Here is a 17,768-nt window from a genome sequence, read left to right on the forward strand (position 1 = left end):
GCCGCCTCAAATGGCCAGCGACGCAAGCGCGCTTACTCGACGCGCTCAAGCCCGTCGTCGGCGACCCGTCGATAGAAGCAGCTCCGCTCGCCAGTATGGCATGCGGGTCCTGCCGCCGCCGCGATCACCCAGATCGCGTCCTGGTCGCAGTCGACGCGCATCTCCTTCACGCGCAGCACATTGCCTGATGTCTCGCCCTTCATCCACAGCGACTGGCGGCTGCGCGACCAGAAATGCGCGATCCCCGTTTCGATAGTCTTTGCAAGGGCCTCGTCATTCATGTGCGCGAGCATCAACACGGTGCCGTCATCCGCAGCGGTGACGACCGCGGTGATCAGCCCATTTGCGTCATATTTGGGGTTCAGGACGGTGCCGGTTTCGCGAAAATCTGCCATGTCAAAGCGCATAGCCCGCACATGGCTCCCGCCTCAACCCTTGCGCCTCAACCCTTGCGCAATGCATCGACCATGTCTTCCTTGGCCGCCGCTCTGCACGCAATGATACCAGACATGCCCGGCACATTCTCGTCCCGATCCGGCAGCGGCTCATGCGCATGCGCGATCCGCGCTGCCTTTTCGGCAGAACAGCCCTGTTTGAGTAGCGCCTCGAACAGCATATCCTCGCTGATCGGTGGTCCATCCTTGCGCGCCATGCTATCTCTCCTGACACGTTCAAACGCATGAGGCCTGCGAGGGCTCCCGGTAATTTTGTTACAAAAGGGCGACAAAGGCGATGACTGACCCTATATGCGCCCCGAACGCTCCCGAGCGACAGGCGAATCACATGCTCACCACACATCCGTTTGACGACGACAAGCTGCGCGAAGAGTGCGGAATTTTCGGCATTACTGGTGCCGATACCGCCTCTGCTTTGGTGGCGCTGGGTCTCCACGCGCTGCAGCACCGCGGCCAGGAGGCTGCCGGCATCACCAGCTTCGATGGCGATCATTTCCATACGCACCGCGCAATGGGCCATGTCGCGGGCAATTTCGACCGCGATGAGGTCATCCGTGGACTTCCAGGCATGGTCGCCTGTGGCCATGTCCGCTACTCGACTACGGGCGAAACCGCGCTCCGCAACGTCCAGCCGCTCTTCGCTGATCTCGCATCGGGCGGCTTTGCGATCGCGCACAACGGCAACATCTCCAACGCGATGAAGCTGCGCCGCGATCTCGTGCGCCGTGGCTCGATCTTTCAATCGACCTCGGACACCGAGACGATCATCCATCTCGTCGCGACCTCCGCCTACCGGACGCTGCTCGACAAGTTCATCGACGCGCTGAAGCAGGTCGAGGGCGCCTATGCGCTGATCTGCATGACCCCGGAGGGCATGATCGCCTGCCGCGATCCGCTGGGCATCCGACCGCTGGTGATGGGCAAGCTCGACGACGCGATCATCTTCGCTTCAGAAACCGTGGCGCTCGACGTTGTCGGCGCCGAATTCATCCGCAGCATCGAGCCGGGCGAGATCGTCATCGTCCGCGAGGGCCAGACCCAGTCGATCCACCCCTTCGACAATGTCGCCAAGCGCCCGTGCATCTTCGAGCATGTCTATTTCTCGCGTCCCGATTCGATCGTCGACGGATCGTCGGTCTATTCGGTCCGCAAGGCCATCGGCGCGCAGCTCGCGATCGAAGCCCCTGTCGAGGTCGATCTCGTCATTCCGGTGCCTGACTCGGGCGTTCCTGCCGCGATCGGGTATGCGCAGGAATCGGGCATTCCCTTCGAGCTCGGCATCATCCGCTCGCACTATGTCGGCCGCACCTTCATCCAGCCGGGGGACAAGGTTCGTCACCTCGGTGTGAAGCTCAAGCACAACGCCAACCGCGCGCTTATCGCGGGCAAGCGCGTCGTGCTGATCGACGATTCGATCGTGCGCGGCACCACCAGCCTCAAGATCGTGCAGATGATGCGCGAGGCGGGAGCCGCCGAGGTGCATATGCGCATCGCAAGCCCGCCAACACGGCATAGCTGCTTCTACGGCGTCGACACGCCAGAGCGCGCGAAGCTTCTCGCCGCACGAATGCAGGTCGAGGAGATGCGCGAGTTCATCCATGCCGACAGCCTTGCGTTCGTTTCGATCGACGGGCTCTACAAGGCGTTGGGCGAGGAACGCCGTCAGGACATCCGCCCACAATATTGCGACGCCTGCTTCACTGGCGACTATCCGACGACGCTGACCGATCATGACGATCTGGCTGTCGAGGATCAGTTTCAGCTCCTTGCCGAACGGGTAAACTGACAACAATGACTGCATCATTGGAAGGAAAACTCGCCCTGGTGACGGGCGCGAGCCGCGGGATCGGTGCGGCGACGGCGGCGGCGCTTGGTGCGGCCGGGGCGCACGTCATCCTGACCGCGCGCACGGCAGGCGGGCTCGAGGAAGTCGAGGAGCAGATCCATCAGGCGGGCGGTCAGGCGACGATCGCGCCGCTCGACCTGATCGAGGGCGACAGCATCGCCCGGCTTGCGGCGGCGATCTCAGGCCGTTGGGACGCGCTGGATATCCTTGTGCTCAATGCCGCGATGCTCGGCACGCTCTCCCCCGTCACCACGATCGACGCCAAGGAATTCAACACGCTGCTCGCGACCAATGTGCTCGCGCAGCAGGCGCTCATTACCGCCTTCGATCCGATGCTGCGCAAGAGCGCGGCAGGCCGGGTTGTCGCGCTGACGTCCAGCGTCGCTGAGACCCCCCGCGCCTATTGGGGTGCGTATGGTGCGTCGAAGGCCGCGTTTGAAGCGCTGGTCCTCGCCTATGGCGAAGAAGTGAAGAATATCTCGGCGGTGCGCACCGCGATCCTCGATCCGGGCGCCACCGCGACCAAGATGCGCGCAAAGGCATTTCCCGGCGAGGATCCTTCGACCTTGAAAGGGCCCGAGATCGTCGCCGCGCGGATCGCCGCACTCGCGGCAGAGGGCTTCGAAACCGGACACCGCGAACGCGTTAACTAAATCCTTCAATCGGATTCCAAGGAATGAGGAGGATGATCGGGGCTTTCCGTTAAGCAAGGAAGTTCACGATGACCTCATCGACGGAAACGACGTCCCGCTATCAGATCGTGGCGCAGGAGGATCGTTGCGCGCCGCGCGCATCGGTCGCCATCCCGGCAACGCTCAGGCCGTCGGGCTCAAGCGGCTTTTCGGTCGTGGTGACCGACCTGTCGCTTGCGGGATTCGCGTGCCAGGCTGTGACGGGGATCAAGCCCGGCATGCTGTGCTGGCTGACGCTGCCTGGACTGAGCGGGCTTCAGGCCGAGGTGGTCTGGAACAACGGATCGATGGTCGGCTGCGCCTTTGCGCGGCTGCTCAACCAGGCCGTGCTGGACCTGGTTGTCTCGCGCTATCGGATGCCCCAGCCCCCGATGGGCTGAGGCTGGCTCGGGCTATTGCGGCGCCGCATCAAGCGCGGCACTGATCCGTTTCACAAATGCCATGCGTTCTGCGCCTAATTGCTGATCGGTGGCCTTGGGCCATGCGCCCGACAGCACGATCACCAGCCTGCGCGCCCGATCGATATAGATCATCTGACCGAAAATGCCCTGCGCCTGAAAGGTGCCGTCGGCATTGGTCCACCACTGATAGCCATAGCCCGTGCCTGGACGTCCGGTTTGCGCCTGCGTGCTTGTAGCGGCGGCGAACCAGCCTTCGGGCACGATGCGCTTGCCGTTGATCACGCCGTCATTGAGCACGAACTGTCCGATCCGCGCATAGTCGTGCAGGCTCGCCGATAGGCAGCATCCGCCAATATCCTGCCCGCCCGCATCGACCATCCAGAACAGGTCGCGTTCCATGCTGAAGGGTTCCCAGATCTTCTCCCCGGCATATTCCGCTAGGGTCTTGCCCGTCGCCTTGGTCACAAGCACGCCGATCAGGTTCGTCTCGCCCGTCTTGTAGACCCATTTGGAGCCCGGCTCGGCTTCGCGCGGCAGTTTCTTCAGATAGGCGATGGTCTGGTCGACGCCGGGCTGCGGCGGATCCCTGTACATCGACGCGACGTCCGACGCCGGATCCGTGTAGTCCTCATTCCATCGGACCCCCGAGGTCATGGTGAGCAACTGCTTCACGCTCACGCCTTCATAGGCGCTGCCGGCAAGTTCGGGGATGTAGCGCGTCAACGGATCGTCGACCGACTTGATGTAACCGTCGGTGATCGCCGCGCCGACCAGCGTCGAGGTCAGCGATTTGGCGACAGAAAATGACGTGTAGCGCCCCTGCGCGGAATAGCCGCGCGCATAGCGTTCAAGCCTTATCTTGCTGTCCTGAAGTACCAGCAGGCCCGCGACATTGTGCGCTGTCATGTGCGCGCCAATAGGATCGCCGACGCCAAGATCGAAGGGCTTGCCCTTGCCCAGCGGGTACGGCCTTGCCGCTGCCCTGGCGACATGGCCGGGGAACAGTTTTTCCATCCGTGGAAAATTGGCGTCGCGCTGGGCTTGGCTCCAGAACAGGATCTCGGCACCTGCATCGCGCAACTGGTCGGCATTGTCAGCCGTGACCGTAACGGGTGCCGCCGCGCAGCCCGCGAGCAGAATCGCGGGCATTGCCCACGTGAATATTCCCTTCAGTTTCAAACTGTTTCCCCTGTTCTTACCTTGGCTTTACAAGCGTGACTTGCGCCACGTCGATCCCCTGCCCGCGAAAGCCGCCCTCGCAATACATCAGGTAATAGCGCCACAGATTGACGAAGTGCTCGTCGAACTCACTCGGCAGCCTCCCGTCGGTCACCGCCGCGTCGAAGTTTTGGCGCCAGCGCCGGAGCGTCTCGGCATAATCGAGTCCGAAACTTTCGCGGTCGCGCCATTCGAGCCCCAATCGCTCGGCAATCGCGCGAAAACGACTTTCTGAAAGCAGCATGCCGCCCGGAAAGATGTAGGTTTGGATGAAATCGGCGCTCGCCGCATAGCCTTCAAAAATGTCGTCGGCGATGAGGATATACTGGATGGCAGCGCGCCCGCCCGGCTTGAGCAACCGGTGGATCGCCGCTAGATAATCCTCCCAATATTCCTGGCCGACCGCCTCGACCATCTCGACACTGGCGAGCGCATCATATTGCCCCGTCGCATCGCGGTAATCGACGAGTTCGAAGCGCACGCGGCCGTCCAGCCCCGCCGCGGCCAAGCGCTGCTCGGCATAAAGCTTCTGACTGGGCGACAGCGTGATGCCCGTGACCGATGCGCCGTGATCGCGCGCCGCGGCCTCGGCAAGCCCGCCCCAGCCCGATCCGATTTCGATCAGGCTGTCACCACGCTTGAGCCCCAGCCGACCCAACAAGGTCTCGATCTTGCGCGCCTGCGCCTTTTCGAGCGACTCCACTGCCGCGATCGGTTCGGCAAAGAGCGCGCTGGAATAGGTCATGCTCGCATCGAGCCAGAGCGCGTAGAAATCATTGCCGAGGTCGTAGTGGAACTCGATATTGCGCCGCGCGCCCGCACGGCTGTTGCGCCGGAGCCAATGCTGCAGCTTGACGAGCGCGCGGAATACACCGCTGGCCCGTCCGGAATTGCCGAGCCCCGCCCGGTTGCGCATGAACAGGTCGAATAGCGGCACAGGATCCGAGCTGCGCCATTCGCCCCGCACCCAGGCGTCATACCAGCCGACCGATCCCGAGCGCGCGAGCCTTAACAGCGCAGTCCAGCTTCGCAGATCCACCTCGGCGGTCGGCCCGGCGCCCCTGCCGCCCAGCACGCGCCGCGATCCGTCGGGCAACCTCGCCTCGATCGCGCCTTCGTCGAGCCCGGCATCGATCCGATCGAGCAGATGGTGAAAGCCGCGCGCATACACGCTCGCCAGCCAGCCGCTGCCGAGCGCCTTGGCGCCCGCGGCCCGGGCGAATTGATGCCGACCTTCAGGCAGTTGCACGTTCATCGGAGGCGATCCTTACGCAAGCGGAAGCTTTGCGCAATGGTGGCGCGCGCTTATTCGACGCGCGGCTGCTTTTCCACCTGCCAGGTCTGCCCCTTGGCGACCAGCTTCTGGAGGTCGGGGATCTTGCCTTCGGCTATCTGTCGATTCTGCGCGATCACGGCCTGCTCGAAGCTCGGGCGGGGATCTTCGTAGAGCACACCAAGCGCCATCGGAAATGCCCCGAAGGGCAATTCGACGAGCATATGCGCGACCGAACGATTGGCGATGTCATGGATCTGTACACCCACGCTCTGCCAGTCGCCGTCGACGACGTCGACAATTTCAAGGTGCAGGTGGTCGAGATTGAGCCGCAGCCCCTTGCTGCCGCCCGCGAACAGCATCGGTTGGCCGTGCTCGAGCCAAAGCTGTCCTTCGGCCGCATTCGCCTTGTCGGTGAACGGCGCAAACACATCGTCGTTGTAGACGATGCAGTTCTGGAAAATCTCGATGAACGCGGCCCCTTTGTGCGCGTGTGCTGCCTTGAGAACCTCGGGCAGCTTCTTGTTCACATCGATCCCGCGCGCCACAAAGCGTGCACCTGATCCCAGCGCGAAGGCACAGGGGCTCGCCGGTCGGTCAACCGACCCGAAGGGTGTCGATGGGCTCCGCGTTCCGATCCGCGAGGTCGGCGAATATTGCCCCTTTGTCAGCCCGTAGATCTCGTTGTTGAACAGCAGGATCTGGCAGTCGAGATTGCGACGCAGCAAATGCATCGTGTGGTTTCCGCCGATCGACAGCGCGTCGCCGTCTCCGGTGATGATCCACACATCGAGATCGGGATTGGCGAGCTTGACGCCGGTCGCGATCGCCGGCGCGCGGCCGTGAATCGTATGGAAGCCGTAGGTTTCCATATAATAGGGGAAACGCGAGGAACACCCGATGCCCGATATGAACACGGTGTCCTCCGGCCGAACGCCAAGCTCGGGCATCGTACGCTGCACCGCCTTCAATATCGCATAATCGCCGCAGCCGGGGCACCAGCGTACTTCCTGGTCGCTCTCCCAGTCCTTGGCGGTGCCGATCTTGGTCATTTCGTTCATGCGAGCGCCTCCTCGATCGCTGCTTCGATCTCCGCGATGCGGAAGGGCTGGCCGCTGATCTTGTTGAGCGGCTGTGCATCGACCAGATACTGGTCGCGCAGCACCGTCTTGAGTTGACCGGTATTCATTTCAGGCACCAAGATCTTCTCGTAACCGCCTAGTAATCCACCAAGATTTCTTGGGAGCGGCCAGATATGGCGGATATGGATATGCGCCACATCCTTGCCCTTGGCCCGCTGGCGGCGCACCGCCTGATGGATTGGACCGAAGGTCGATCCCCAGCCGACGATCACGAGCTTGCCCTCGGCCTCGCCCAGCGTAACCTCCTGTTCGGGAACATGGTTGGCGATACCCAGCACCTTGTCGCGGCGGATTTCGGTCATCGCCTGATGGTTGGCGGGGGCATAGTCGATATGGCCGGTGTCGACCGCCTTCTCGATTCCTCCGATGCGGTGCGTCAGCCCATCGGTGCCCGGCTTGACCCAGGGCCGCTTGAGCTTGTCGTCGCGGGCATAGGGCTTGAAGCCATCCGCCGGCGCTTCTTTCAGAAATTCCACAGGGAAGGGCTTATAACCCGCCATGTCGGGCACCTTCCAGGGCTCGGCTGCATTGGCGATATAGCCGTCCGTAAGGAGCATCACCGGCGTCATGAACTGCACCGCCAACCGTACTGCCTCAATGGCGCAGTCGAACGCGTCGGCGGGTGAGCACGCGGCGATCACGGGCATCGGCGCGTCGCCATTACGGCCATAGACGGCCTGATACAGGTCCGACTGCTCGGTCTTGGTCGGCAGCCCCGTCGAGGGCCCGCCGCGTTGCGAGTTGACGATCACCAGCGGCAGCTCGGTCATGATCGCAAGCCCTATCGCCTCGGTCTTGAGCGCGATGCCCGGCCCCGATGACGAAGTGACGCCGAGCGAGCCCGCATAGGATGCGCCAATGGCGCTCGCGATCGCGGCGATCTCGTCCTCGGCCTGAAAGGTCGTGACGCCATATTCCTTGAGCCGCGAAAGGTGGTGCAGGATCGCGGATGCCGGCGTGATCGGATATCCGCCGAAGAACATCGACAGGCTCGCGAGCTGCGCGCCCGCCACCAGCCCAAGTGAAATCGATTCCGCGCCCGTCACCGTCCGGTAGAGGCCGGGTTCAACCGGCGCGGCCGCGATATGATGCTGCTTCATCGGCCCGCCGATTTCAGCGGTTTCGCCGTAAGCATGACCCGCATTGAGCGCGGCGATATTCGCCTCGGCCAGCTCGGGCGCCTTGGCGAACTTGGCATTGAGCCAATCGACGATCGGCTTGCGGTCACGATCGAACATCCAGAGCGCAAGCCCCAGCGTCCACATGTTCTTGCAGCGCAGCGCTTCCTTGTTGCCGAGGCCGAGGGGCTTCACCGCATCGAGTGTGAGTTGAGAGATATTGAAATGGACGAGCTGCCATTTGGCAAGCGAACCATCCTCGAGCGGATTGGCGTCGTAGCCCGCCTTGGCGAGGTTTCGCGCGGAGAACTCCCCCTCGTCGGCGATGATCAGCCCGCCGGGCTTCAGTACCCCCACGCTCATCTTGAGCGCTGCGGGATTCATCGCGATCAGCACATCGGGTGCGTCGCCTGCGGTCTCGATCGAGGTTGATCCGAAATTGATCTGGAAGGCCGATACACCAAAGGTCGTCCCCTGCGGGGCACGGATCTCTGCCGGGAAATCGGGGAACGTCGCCAGGTCGTTTCCGGCAAGCGCGGTCGACAAGGTGAACTGCCCGCCGGTCAATTGCATTCCGTCGCCGCTGTCGCCGGCAAAGCGGACGACCACAGCCTCGGGTTCAGGGTGTGAGGATGCCTCTTCCGGGGTTACCTCGTGGACGGCAGATGCCATTAGCGATCGTCCTTCCTGTATCTCTCCATAACCATGCTAGGCGCGTAATGGCTCCGCGGCAAAGCAGAAAACGCATCATCCGCCGGCATAGCCCGCCGCTACCGAGAGCATCGCCGCCATATGCCGTCGCGCGATCGCCATGCGGTCTTCGCCATATCCCCCGCCGAGCGCGCTCGCGATCGGGATGCCGCGCCGCGCCGCCTCGCCTCCGACGAAGCGATCGCGCGCTTCAAGCCCGAAATCCGTGAGTGAAAGCCGCCCGAGCCGGTCGTCGACATGCGGGTCGACACCCGCCTGATAGAGGATCAGATCAGGCCCGAAGCTGTCGACAAGTGCGGGCAGATGATATTCCAGCGCTGCCATATAGGCGGCATCATCCGTCCCGTCCGGCAGTCCCACATCGAGTGTGGAACGCGCCTTGCGTGCCGGGAAATTCTTCTCTGCATGAATCGAGAACGTGGCGATCTCCGGGGCCGTGGCCAAAAGCACGGCGGTGCCATCGCCTTGATGGACGTCGCAGTCCACGATCAGGATGCGACGTGCGTCGCCCTCCCCGATCAGCCGTTGTGCCGCGACTGCGAGGTCGTTGAACACGCAATAGCCAGCGCCTGTATCGTATAACGCATGATGGCTTCCGCCCGCGGCGTTCGCTGCATAGCCATGAGTGAGCGCAAGCTTCGCAGCCAGCCATGTACCGCCCGGTGTCAGTTGCGCGCGCAGGGCTACACGCTCGCTCACGGGGAAGCCGATCCGTCGCGCTTTCTCCGGCGGCACGCGCAGTTCGACCACCTCGGCTACATAGTCGGGACAATGCACGGCCTCTATATGAAGGCGCGGCATCGGTTGCGGTCGATGGACGCGATAAGCCGCGCCGCTCACCGCGAGCGCCTCCATGACGAGCCCGTATTTATCCCACGGAAAGCGCGATCCCGCAGGCGCCGGGGTCATGTAATCGGGGTGATGGACGACGTGCAGCACAGCTCCTAATTAGGCATCGGGCCCACAAGAGCCAATGCTCCGCAGGAGAGTCATGTGACCGACTTCTATACCCGTCCCGACACCGAAGCGTTTCTGACCTTCCTGAACGCCCTGCCCGGCCCCAAAATGCACCAGCTTCCGCCACCCGAGGCAAGGCAGGCGATGCGCGCCATGCGCGATGTCGCCGATGCTCCCGTGGGCGAACTCGCGGTGATCCGCGATCTTTCGATCGACGGGCCTGCGGGCATGATCCCGGCACGGCTGTTCGACGCACGGGAAACGCGCGCGCTGGGGCCCATTCTCGTATTTTTCCATGGCGGCGGCTGGGTGATTGGCGATCTGGAGACGCACGCCCCCTTCTGCGCCGAGGCAGCGCGCGCGCTCGACCTGCCGGTTGTCTCGATCGACTATCGTTTGGCGCCCGAGCACCCCTGGCCCGCTGCGCCCGATGATTGCGAAGCGGCGGCGCGCTGGGTGGCGACCAGCCCCGCAGCGCTGGGCCGCGCGGTCACTGGCCTGATCCTGGCGGGCGACAGTGCGGGCGGCAACCTGTCGATCATCACCGCCATGGCGCTGCGCGACGCGCCCGCCGCAGTGCCGGTGATCGCACAGTTTCCGATCTACCCGGCCACCGATTTCTCCAAACCCTATGACAGCTACGACAAGTTCGCCGAAGGACGATTGCTGACCCACGACGCCATTGAGTGGTTCGGCAACAACTATGCTGCGGATCCCGAGCATGTTCGCGCCTCGCCGCTACTCGGCGATGTGGCGGGCCTGCCGCCCGCCCTGGTGCTGACCGCCGGCCTTGATCCGCTCCGCGACCAAGGTCGGGCTTATGCGGGCGCGTTGATCGCAGCGGGTGTTCCCGTCGTCTTCCGCGAGGCCAAGGGCAACATTCACGGCTTTATCAACCTCGCCAGGGGGATACCATCTTCGGTCGGCGACATTGCGGGCGCGCTGCGGGCGCTGAAGGATCTCGTTTCCGAAGCTGAGGCCGGACGCGTGATGGAGCAGGCGGCAGCGGAATGAGCGATAGCAGCCAACTGCCCTATCGACCCTGTGCAGGGGTTATGCTCGTCAACCAGGCGGGCAAGGTGTTCGTCGGTCAACGGATCGATTCGACGCTCGATGCCTGGCAGATGCCGCAAGGGGGCATTGATGATGGCGAGGACGCGGAAACCGCTGCGCTGAGGGAGATCGGTGAGGAGACTGGTATCGACCCGTCGCTGGTCCGGATCGTCGCCCGCGCCCGCCATGAGCTGTTCTACGATCTTCCGTCCGATCTGATCGGAAAGGTCTGGAAGGGGCGCTACCGGGGTCAGCGCCAACACTGGTTCCTCGCGCGTTTCACGGGTACGGACGACGATGTTAAAATCGATACCGATCATCCCGAATTTCGGGCGTGGAAATGGGCCGAACCATCGGAACTCCCCGCGATGATCGTGCCCTTCAAGCGCAAGCTCTATGAAGACGTCATCGCCGAATTCGCACCTTGGCTGGAATCGATCGCCTAGGCGGCGTGGACGAATTTGATCCAAAGCCGGATGGCAGCGAGATGGACCATGCCGAGGAAACTTGAGGGCGTTTGATCGTAGCGGGTGGCGACGGCACGATTGATTTTCAGCTTGCCGAACATTCGCTCAATGCCGTTTCGCTGCCTGTAGAGCTGCCGATCGTGCTCGATCCTTTCTCGGCGATTGGAGCGCGCCGGGATGACAGCCTGTATGCTGCGGCTCGCGAGATCGGCGCGAATGGCGTTGGTGTCGTAGCCTTTGTCGGCCAGCAGAGCCGCCGGAGCGCGGTCCGGCAGGCGGATCAGCGTGTCATAGGCCGTGCAGTCGGCGGCTTCACCACCAGTCAGGTGGAAGGCGACGGGGCGTCCTCGGGCATCAGCCAGACAGTGAAGCTTACTGGTGAACCCGCCCCGCGAGCGGCCAAGAGCGCGTCGACAAGTCCCCCTTTTCCGCCCGCTGCCGAGACATGGGCGCGAAGGGTGGTGCTGTCGATGCTGTAGTGTCCGGTGTCGGCCATGATCTCGGCAAGCGTCACCGACACGGCCTCCCAGACCCCGGCCTCGCTCCAACGACGGAACCGCCGGTAGATCGTGTTCCAATTGCCGTATTTTGGCGGGACATCGCGCCAAGCAGTCCCACAGCGCAGCCGCCAGAGTATGCCGTTGACTATCGAGAGATTCTGCTCAGGCCTGCGGCCGCGCCCTCGGTTCTCTGGCTCGATCGGCAGCAGACCCTTCAGAACGCGCCATTCTGCTTCGCTCAGATCGCCCCGGCTCAAACCTGCCTCCAAAAGGCAGCCTTGAATCAACCCACACCGTCCACGTCAACCAATTCGTCCACGCCGCCTAGAGCCTGATCGGTTGAGGAGGAAGCACTTCGTGCTTCCGCCGATGCCGTGAATCAGGCTCTATTCTGACGGTTGAGACCTTGATTCACGTTTCAGGATGATTCAACCTGAAACGATCAAGGTCTAGACGCTCATCCCGCATGGATGCGTTGCCGTCGTCCCCACCCTGTGCGATGTCTGATCCGGGAGGCAGGAAATCGTGACCTTCGACGAAGAACAGCGTGCGCAGATACTCGCGGATTACGGCGTCCTCGACGTCCAGCCGGAGGATCGCTTCGACGCGATCGTCACGTTCGCAGGCGAGCTTTGCGAGGCGCCGATCGCGCTCATCGCCTTCGTCGGGCGCGATCGACAATGGTACAAGGCCGCCCGCGGCATCGACATTTGCGAAACCCCGCGCGAACACTCCTTCTGTGCGCATGCGATGCTCGGCGACGCCCCGATGATCGTCCCCGACGCACGGCAGGATCCGCGCTTTGTCGACAATCCGCTTGTCGCCGGCTCGCCGGGCATTCGCTTTTACGCGGGCGCGCCGCTCGTCTCGCGTGAAGGCGTGCCGCTGGGTTCGCTTTGCGTTATCGATATGGTGCCCCGTGCCGGGCTGACGCCGCTCCAGCAACAGGGGCTGAATGTGCTCGCCGCGCAGGTCATGGCGTTGCTCGAGGCCAGACGGCAGCTCCGGCTGGTTGAGGCGCATGACCGTCTTCTCGCCGAGAGCGAGCACAAATTCCGCATCCTTGCCGATACGATGCCGCAAATGATCTGGTCGGCGCTGCCCGATGGGCACAATGATTATTTCAACGCGCGCTGGTACGAATATACGGGTGTAGATGAGGGAGAGACCGACGGCCATGAGTGGGACCGGGTCTTTCACCCCGAGGATCAGCCTCTGGCCTGGGCGGCCTGGCGCCGATCGCTCGCCACAGGCGAAACATACGAAATCGAGTATCGAATGCGCCATCACAGTGGCGAATACCGCTGGGCGCTGGGTCGAGCGCTGCCGATGCGCGACGCCGACGGCCACATCATGCGCTGGTTCGGCACATGCACCGACATCCATGACACGCGGCTGGCGGCCGAGCAGCGCGAACTCGTCGCGCACGAGCTTAGCCACCGCATCAAGAACATCTTCGCGGTCATCGCGGGGCTCATCAATCTGTCGGCGAGGACCCGTCCCGAAATGCGGGATCTTGCCGAAGATCTCCGTACGCGCGTACTCGCGCTCGGGCGCGCTCATGATTTCGTCCGCCCGAATGGAAGCGCGTCGAACCAGGAGGTGAAGCACGCCCGGCTTCAAGGCCTGCTCGTCGAACTCTTCAGTCCTTATGGCGATGACGATCAGCCGCGCCTCGACGTCACAGGTGCTGATCCCCCAATCGACGATCGATCAGCGACACCGCTCGCACTTCTTTTCCACGAACTTGCTACCAACGCCTCAAAATATGGCGCGCTCTCCGTGGCGAGGGGCCGCGTGACGGTCGAGATCGTCAATGAGGGCGGCGATTGCGTGATCCTTTGGCGCGAAAGCGGGGGACCCAAGATCGATCACGTCCCCGAATTCACGGGTTTCGGATCACGGCTCATCGCGCTGAGCATAGGGGCGCAATTGCACGGGACGATCGACAAGGACTGGACCGACGAAGGTCTCAGCGCGCGCATCCGTATCCCGGTGGAATCGCTCGCGCGACGCTGATCGCGCGGAATCTAGCCGAAAAGCCGCAGTTCGCTCGGCGGTTCGGTCGCAGCGCCCGTCCCGCGCCTCGTCAAATAGTCCACGGTGGCGCCGATACAGCGCTCCGAAAAGGGCTTGGTCATGACGCCCGCAACGCCTTCCACGCCTTCTCCCAGCAAGGCCGGATTGGCGGTGACGAAAACCACCGAGACACCGTGATCCTTGGCCAATGCACGCCCAATTGCGGGGCCCGTCTGGCCATCGCGCAGGTTGATGTCGACCAGCGCCAGATCGACCCGATCGGCGTAACGCATCGCGGTACGGCTGTCGGCAGCGATTGCGACGACCTCGATCCCCTGCGCCTCGAGCGCGCTCTCGATATCGAGAGCAACCAGGATTTCGTCCTCAACGATCAATGCACGTCGACACATTCAATGACACTCTTGTTTCATTCGAGCGCAAAAATGCGCGAGCCTCATTTTGTATCCATGACCTGCGACAAACGAGACTTTTCTGCATCAACGGCTTGCCAAGGTCGCCCAATGGCGGAAAAATGGGGATCCGATCATCACCCCCCTTCATGATGTTGGAAATATGCGCGTTCTTGCAGCCTCCTTTTTCGCCTTCGCAACCATGACAGCGTTGGCACCGCCGGCATTGGCGATGCCCGATTCCGCCCGGACGATGCTGGACGCAGCAATCGCGGGTGGCGACGAGGCCGAGATCATGACCATCGCCAAATATGCCGAAATGACCTGGCCCGACGCCGCCGCCGAGATTCGCGTACGCATCGGCGTGTGGCGAACCGACCGCAAGATTGCTGCGCGGCCGGACGAAGCCCGAGTCGAGCCCAACGAATCTGCGGAAAAGCTGGCAGAGAAGACCGCGTCGCCCGCGGTGCCCTGGAAAGGCAAGGGCGAACTTGGTGGCTATTATGCGACAGGCAATTCCGAATATTTCGGCGTCAGCACGGGCGTGAAGCTCACGCGCGACGACCCCGTCTGGCGTCACGCCTTCATCGCTCAGGCGGACTATCAGGAAAATGATGGCCAGGCCACGCGCGAGCGCTACCTCGTCTCGTACGCCCCCAACTATCGATTCAGCCCGCAAACCTATGTCTATGGCCTCGGCCAGTACGAGCATGACCGCTTTCTCGGTTATGACAGCCGCTACGCAATTTCCGCAGGAATCGGCTATCGCACGCCCAACGGAAAGCCGCTGAGCGTCGAGCTCGAAGCCGGCCCTGCCTATCGATTCACCGAATTCGTCGATGGCGGCGCGGAGTCATCGGCGGCGGGGCGCGGCTCGATCAGCGTCGAATGGAAGATCGCGCCGTCGCTCACCTTCAATCAGGATGCCGCGATCTATGTCGATTCGCTCAACAGCACGATCAATGGCACCAGTGCGCTCAACGCCAAGGTCTACGGTCCGCTGTCGGCGCGGCTCAGCTACAATGTGCAGTATGAAAGCGCGCCGCCGCAAGGCAGGCAGACCACCGATCGGCTGAGCCGGGTTTCGCTGGTCTACGATTTCTGATCGCGGGGGTTCACCCCGCACAGTTCCCTCACCAGACCTTGATTCACGTTTCAGGTTGAATCAACCTGAAGCGTGAATCAAGGTCTCAACCGTTTGAATAGAGCCTGATTCACGGCATCGGCGGAAGCACGAAGTGCTTCCACCTCAACCGATCAGGCTCTAGAAGCAGCGGATGACCACGCTATCCGATGCCGAACGCGCCGCGATCGAGGCAGCAAGGGATGCCCCAATGCTTGCGCAGGTCGAGCGCTGGGCAGCGATAAACAGCGGCACGCGCAACCTTGAGGGACTCCGGGAGATGGCGGGCCTTCTGGCCGACGGTTTCGCGCAGCTTCCCGGCGATGTCGCGCTGGTGGAACCCCAGCCGGTGGAGAGCATCGCAGCCGACGGCAGCGTCGGTACGATCGTCCATGGAAACCATGTTCACCTGACGGTTCGTCCCGAGGCGCCGGTCCAGATGCTCTTCACGGGGCACATGGACACGGTCTTTCCCATCGACCATTCGTTCCAGTCGCTGCGCTGGCTTGAGCCCGGGGTCCTCAATGGTCCGGGCGTGGCAGATATGAAGGGCGGCATCGCGATCATGCTAGCGGCACTGCGGGCAATTGAGGCATCTCCCGTTGCATCACGTTTGGGCTATGAGGTCGTGCTTAATTCCGACGAGGAAACCGGCTCCGCTTCGTCCGCCGCACTCATCGCGCGCGCTGCGCAGGGCAAAGTCGCCGCGCTGACATATGAACCTGCAGCGCTTCCAGATGGAACGCTGGCTGGCGCGCGCGCTGGCAGCGGCAATTTCTCTGCAATCATTACCGGGCGGAGCGCACATGCTGGCCGCAATCCCGAAGAAGGGCGAAACGCCGTCGTAGCCGCTGCCGACCTCGCGCTACGGCTCAAAAGGGCCATGGGCCCCGGGCTCGCAATCAATCCGGCCAGGATAGACGGCGGCGGGCCGAACAACGTCGTGCCAGATCATGCCGTGTTGCGTGTCAATTTTCGGCCGGCAACCCCCGATGACGAACTCCGTGCGCGCGTGCTGCTCGATCGCCTCATCGCAGACATCGCGGCCGAGCACGAAGTCCATATCCATCTGCATGGCGGTTTCGGTCGCCCTCCCAAGCCCCTTGACGTCAAGGCGGAGCGGCTTTTCGGCCTCGTCAAACAAGCGGGCTCAGACCTCGGCCTCGACATAGGCTGGAAGGCGACGGGTGGGGTCTGTGACGGCAATAATATCGCTGCATGCGGCGTCCCGGTGGTCGACACCATGGGAGTGCGCGGCGGCGCGATCCATTCAGCCGACGAATATCTGATCGCGGACTCTCTGCCCGAACGGGCGGCGCTGTCCGCGCTCACCATAATGAGAATTGCTGAGAGGGGAAAAATTTGAGTTTCCGGATGAGGGCCGCGCAGGAACGCGACCTGCAACATCTCTACGAGATGGCCAAACTGACGGGCGGCGGATTCACCAACCTGCCGCCCGACAAGAAATCGCTCGCGGCCAAGCTGGAACGATCGGCAAAAGCCCTCACGCGCGACGATGAGGCGCTCAGCGACGATCTGTTCGTGCTCGTGCTCGAAAATGCCGAGACGGGCGAGGTGCGCGGCACCTGCCAGCTCTTTTCGCAGGTGGGCCAGCGCTGGCCCTTCTATTCCTATCGCATCGGCACACTCACGCAGCACAGCGAGGAACTGAAGCGCACTTTTCGCGCCGACATGCTGACGCTCTCGACCGATCTGGAAGGCGCGAGCGAGGTCGGCGGGCTGTTCCTCCACCCCGGCGAACGCGCAGGCGGGCTCGGGTTGCTCATCGCGCGCAGCCGCTATCTGTTCATCCGCGAGCATCGCGCGCGCTTTGCCGATCGCATCCTGGCGGAGCTGCGCGGCGTCATCGACGAGGCCGGCGGCTCGCCCTTCTGGGACGGGCTTGCTGGCCGCTTCTTCGGAATGAACTTCCAGGACGCAGACCAGTTCAATGCGGTCCACGGCAACCAGTTCATCGCCGACCTGATGCCCAAGCACCCGATCTACACAGCGATGCTGCCCGAAAGCGCACGCGCAGTGATCGGCATCCCCCACCCCAGCGGCCGCGCGGCAATGCGCATGCTCGAAAATGAGGGTTTCGGATTCGAGAACTATATCGACATCTTCGACGGCGGCCCGACGATGACCGCGCGCACCGATGCAGTCCGCTCGATCCAGGAAGCCGAGGATTCGGAAATCGTCGCGATCGGTGTCGAAGGCGGCGAAAAGGTGCTCGCCGCGCACGGTCGCCTCGCCGATTACAAAGCGACCTATGCCTTTATCGAACGCCACGAAGGGGGCGGCGTCGCGATCGACGCCCATGGCGCTGCAGTGCTTGGTGTCGATGTCGGCGACACCATAGCGCACGTCGCGCGCTGGTAAC

At 63.0% G+C, this 17,768-nt stretch carries 18 protein-coding genes and 1 pseudogene; 9 read left to right on the forward strand and 10 right to left on the reverse strand.

Features of this window, described 5'->3' with window-relative positions; genetic code table 11:
* Positions 1-32: 32 nt before the first annotated feature.
* Positions 33-395, reverse strand: a complete 363-nt coding sequence (hisI, locus tag D3876_RS01420; protein ID WP_119760885.1) for a phosphoribosyl-AMP cyclohydrolase — start codon at positions 393-395, stop codon at positions 33-35.
* A 47-nt stretch (positions 396-442) separates the two neighbouring features.
* Positions 443-652: a hypothetical protein gene (locus D3876_RS01425; RefSeq protein WP_119759344.1), complete on the reverse strand. Its 210-nt coding sequence runs from the start codon at positions 650-652 to the stop codon at positions 443-445.
* A gap of 131 nt (positions 653-783) precedes the next feature.
* Here D3876_RS01425 and purF point away from each other — a divergent pair, with 131 nt between their 5' ends.
* The 3 genes from purF to D3876_RS01440 all read left to right on the forward strand — a co-directional run bounded on the left by purF (position 784) and on the right by D3876_RS01440 (position 3,373).
* The gene (purF, locus tag D3876_RS01430) at positions 784-2,241 is read left to right on the forward strand and encodes an amidophosphoribosyltransferase (protein ID WP_119759345.1); all 1,458 of its coding nucleotides are present in this window, start codon (positions 784-786) and stop codon (positions 2,239-2,241) included.
* 5 nt (positions 2,242-2,246) lie between these two features.
* Positions 2,247-2,954 (forward strand): SDR family NAD(P)-dependent oxidoreductase, encoded by a 708-nt coding sequence (locus D3876_RS01435; protein ID WP_119759346.1) that lies wholly within the window; start codon positions 2,247-2,249, stop codon positions 2,952-2,954.
* Positions 2,955-3,022: 68 nt separating this feature from the next.
* On the forward strand, positions 3,023-3,373 hold the full coding sequence (locus D3876_RS01440) for a PilZ domain-containing protein (RefSeq protein ID WP_119759347.1): 351 nt from the start codon (positions 3,023-3,025) through the stop codon (positions 3,371-3,373).
* 12 nt (positions 3,374-3,385) lie between these two features.
* On the opposite strand, the gene D3876_RS01445 is transcribed toward D3876_RS01440, so the two are convergent.
* The 5 genes from D3876_RS01445 to D3876_RS01465 all read right to left on the reverse strand — a co-directional run bounded on the left by D3876_RS01445 (position 3,386) and on the right by D3876_RS01465 (position 9,795).
* On the reverse strand, positions 3,386-4,543 hold the full coding sequence (locus tag D3876_RS01445) for a serine hydrolase domain-containing protein (RefSeq protein ID WP_119759348.1): 1,158 nt from the start codon (positions 4,541-4,543) through the stop codon (positions 3,386-3,388).
* 46 nt (positions 4,544-4,589) lie between these two features.
* Positions 4,590-5,867, reverse strand: a complete 1,278-nt coding sequence (locus D3876_RS01450; protein ID WP_119759349.1) for an SAM-dependent methyltransferase — start codon at positions 5,865-5,867, stop codon at positions 4,590-4,592.
* 50 nt (positions 5,868-5,917) lie between these two features.
* Entirely contained in the window at positions 5,918-6,946 is a 1,029-nt protein-coding gene (locus D3876_RS01455) for a 2-oxoacid:ferredoxin oxidoreductase subunit beta (RefSeq protein WP_119759350.1), read from the reverse strand.
* Complete coding sequence (locus D3876_RS01460; RefSeq protein WP_119759351.1) at positions 6,943-8,817, reverse strand: 2-oxoacid:acceptor oxidoreductase subunit alpha; 1,875 nt, start codon at positions 8,815-8,817, stop codon at positions 6,943-6,945. The genes D3876_RS01455 and D3876_RS01460 overlap by 4 nt, the downstream gene beginning before the upstream one ends.
* Positions 8,818-8,892: 75 nt before the next feature.
* On the reverse strand, positions 8,893-9,795 hold the full coding sequence (locus tag D3876_RS01465; protein WP_119759352.1) for a histone deacetylase family protein: 903 nt from the start codon (positions 9,793-9,795) through the stop codon (positions 8,893-8,895).
* Positions 9,796-9,849: 54 nt separating this feature from the next.
* Between D3876_RS01465 and D3876_RS01470 the strand changes: the two genes are divergently transcribed.
* Both D3876_RS01470 and D3876_RS01475 read left to right on the forward strand, forming a co-directional pair.
* On the forward strand, positions 9,850-10,827 hold the full coding sequence (locus tag D3876_RS01470) for an alpha/beta hydrolase (RefSeq protein WP_238475190.1): 978 nt from the start codon (positions 9,850-9,852) through the stop codon (positions 10,825-10,827).
* Positions 10,824-11,312, forward strand: a complete 489-nt coding sequence (locus D3876_RS01475; protein WP_119759353.1) for an RNA pyrophosphohydrolase — start codon at positions 10,824-10,826, stop codon at positions 11,310-11,312. Before D3876_RS01470 ends, D3876_RS01475 begins: the two co-directional genes overlap by 4 nt.
* On the opposite strand, the gene D3876_RS01480 is transcribed toward D3876_RS01475, so the two are convergent.
* Together D3876_RS01480 and D3876_RS20700 are read right to left on the reverse strand one after the other, a co-directional pair.
* A complete protein-coding gene (locus D3876_RS01480; protein WP_338014295.1) occupies positions 11,309-11,941 on the reverse strand; it encodes an IS5 family transposase in 633 nt (210 codons plus the stop codon). The two genes, D3876_RS01475 and D3876_RS01480, sit on opposite strands and share 4 nt — an antisense overlap.
* Positions 11,911-12,120 (reverse strand): annotated as a pseudogene (locus tag D3876_RS20700) (transposase); the annotation flags it as partial. The pseudogene D3876_RS20700 and the gene D3876_RS01480, both read right to left, overlap by 31 nt.
* Positions 12,121-12,358: 238 nt before the next feature.
* On the opposite strand from D3876_RS20700, the gene D3876_RS01485 reads away from it, so the two are divergent.
* A complete protein-coding gene (locus tag D3876_RS01485; protein ID WP_420801928.1) occupies positions 12,359-13,852 on the forward strand; it encodes a sensor histidine kinase in 1,494 nt (497 codons plus the stop codon).
* 11 nt (positions 13,853-13,863) lie between these two features.
* Here the strand turns inward: D3876_RS01485 and D3876_RS01490 are convergent, their stop codons facing one another.
* Positions 13,864-14,262: a response regulator gene (locus D3876_RS01490; RefSeq protein WP_119759355.1), complete on the reverse strand. Its 399-nt coding sequence runs from the start codon at positions 14,260-14,262 to the stop codon at positions 13,864-13,866.
* 232 nt (positions 14,263-14,494) lie between these two features.
* On the opposite strand from D3876_RS01490, the gene D3876_RS01495 reads away from it, so the two are divergent.
* From D3876_RS01495 to D3876_RS01505, 3 genes are all read left to right on the forward strand, one after another.
* A complete protein-coding gene (locus tag D3876_RS01495; protein WP_182911829.1) occupies positions 14,495-15,367 on the forward strand; it encodes a DUF481 domain-containing protein in 873 nt (290 codons plus the stop codon).
* A 172-nt stretch (positions 15,368-15,539) separates the two neighbouring features.
* Entirely contained in the window at positions 15,540-16,751 is a 1,212-nt protein-coding gene (locus tag D3876_RS01500; protein WP_119759357.1) for a hydrolase, read from the forward strand.
* On the forward strand, positions 16,748-17,767 hold the full coding sequence (locus D3876_RS01505) for an arginine N-succinyltransferase (protein WP_119759358.1): 1,020 nt from the start codon (positions 16,748-16,750) through the stop codon (positions 17,765-17,767). The genes D3876_RS01500 and D3876_RS01505 overlap by 4 nt, the downstream gene beginning before the upstream one ends.
* Position 17,768 lies beyond the last annotated feature (1 nt).

This window comes from Sphingomonas cavernae (assembly GCF_003590775.1).
GTDB classification, from domain to species: Bacteria; Pseudomonadota; Alphaproteobacteria; order Sphingomonadales; family Sphingomonadaceae; genus Sphingobium_A; species Sphingobium_A cavernae.